The 1,929-nt window shown below is 71.3% G+C and carries 1 protein-coding gene; it reads right to left on the minus strand.

Annotation, left to right across the window (positions count from 1 at the left end; genetic code table 11):
* Window positions 1-1,929 (minus strand): type I polyketide synthase (locus ACFFRH_RS44075; protein ID WP_386164150.1); only part of this gene is annotated, 1,929 nt, incomplete at both ends.

Genomic DNA, 1,929 nt, shown 5'->3' on the forward strand with positions numbered 1-1,929 from the left:
CCAACCACGGCTGCACGACAGGAGACAAACGGCCACTGAAGACCACCGACCCACCACCGGCGACCTCCGTCACCGCACTCAACAACGGATGATCGATGGCGACGAGCCCCACACCGGCCATGTCGCCGGTCTCGATCTGTGTGGGGACCCAGAAGCGCTCCCGCTGGAAGGCGTACGTCGGCAGGTCCACGCGGTGGGGTCGCGCCGGAGCGAAGAGAGCGTCCCAATCGAGCGAGACGCCGTGGGTGTGCAGCCGGTCGAACGCCTCGATCAGCGTCCGGATCTCGTCCCGGTCCTTGCGCGCGGTCGCGACGAAGACGCCGTCCTGCACGCTCTGCTGGGCCAGCGCGGTCAGGGTGGTGTCCGGGCCGATCTCCACGAACACACCCGCCTGGCAGGCGGTGACGCCATCGGCGAAACGCACCGCCTCCCGCACATGCCGCACCCAATACCCCGGGTCGGTCAGCAGACCCGGCTCGGCGGGACGACCCGTCACGTTGGAGACGACAGGGATACTCGGCTCGGCGAAGGTCAGAGCGGAGACGATCTGCTCGAATTCGGCGAGCATCGGCTCCATCAGCGGAGAGTGGAAGGCGTGCGAGACCCGCAGCCGTCGAGTGCGGGCGCTCACCAGGCCCGCGATCTCCTCAACGGCACTTTCGCTGCCGGAGATGACCACGGCCTGCGGGCCGTTGACGGCGGCGATGCCGACGTCCTGGCGGCCCTCCAGCAGCGGAAGGATCTCGGCCTCGGGAGCGGCGATGGCCAGCATCGCCCCACCCTCCGGCAACGCCTGCATCAACCGGGCACGGGCGGTGACGAGGGCACACGCGTCGGGCAGCGAGAGCACACCCGCCACGTGAGCAGCCGCGATCTCCCCCACCGAGTGCCCCACCAGCACATCCGGAGCCACACCCAGCGAGGTGAGCAGCCGATACAGCGCCACCTCGAACGCGAACAGGGCCGGCTGGGTCGTCCCCGTCTCGGCCAGCACCTCCTCCGGACCGAAGAACATCGCCTCACGCACCGACCCGGGCAACAGCGCGCAAATCTCGTCCAGCGCCTCGGCGAACACCGGGAACGCCGCCGCGAGGGACGCCCCCATGCCCACCCGCTGGCTGCCCTGACCCGCGAACAACATCGCCAGCCCGCCACCACGTGCCGCACCCGGCATCGTCGTGCCCTCGGCCAGGGCACGCAGGCCCGCCACCAGCTCGGCCCGGTCGGCGCCCATCACCACCGCGCGCTGCTCCAGCAGCGCTCTACCGCTCGCCAGCGTCCAGCCGATGTCAGCCACGTCGAGCTCCGGCCGCTCCTCCACCCACGAGGCGAGCTGCCCGGCCTGTGCCCGCAGCGCCTCGGGGGTCTTGGCCGAGATCAGCCACGGCGTCACCGGCAGCTCGGCAGCGCCGGAGGGCTCCGGCTCCACCGCCGGACCCTGCTCGATGATCACGTGCGCGTTCGTGCCGCTGATCCCGAAGGACGACACCGCCGCCCGGCGCGGGCGGTCGCCGGCGTCCCAGGGACGGGCCTCGGTGAGCAGTTCCACCGCACCGGCCGACCAGTCCACGTGCGGCGAGGGCTCCTCGGCGTGCAGCGTCTGCGGCATGACGCCGTTGCGCAGCGCCATCACCATCTTGATCACACCGCTCACGCCGGCGGCGGCCTGGGCGTGGCCGATGTTCGACTTGATGGACCCCAGCCAGAGCGGCCGGTCCTCAGGACGGTCCTGGCCGTAGGTGGCGATCAGCGCCTGCGCCTCGATCGGGTCACCGAGCACCGTTCCCGTACCGTGCGCCTCGACCACGTCCACATCCGCGGCCGACAGACCCGCGTTCGCCAGCGCCTGGCGGATCACCCGCTGCTGCGACGGGCCGTTCGGGGCGGTGAGGCCGTTGCTCGCACCGTCCTGGTTGATCGCACTGCCGC

It is taken from the genome of Streptosporangium vulgare (genome assembly GCF_042428775.1).
Taxonomy (GTDB): domain Bacteria; phylum Actinomycetota; class Actinomycetes; order Streptosporangiales; family Streptosporangiaceae; genus Streptosporangium; species Streptosporangium vulgare.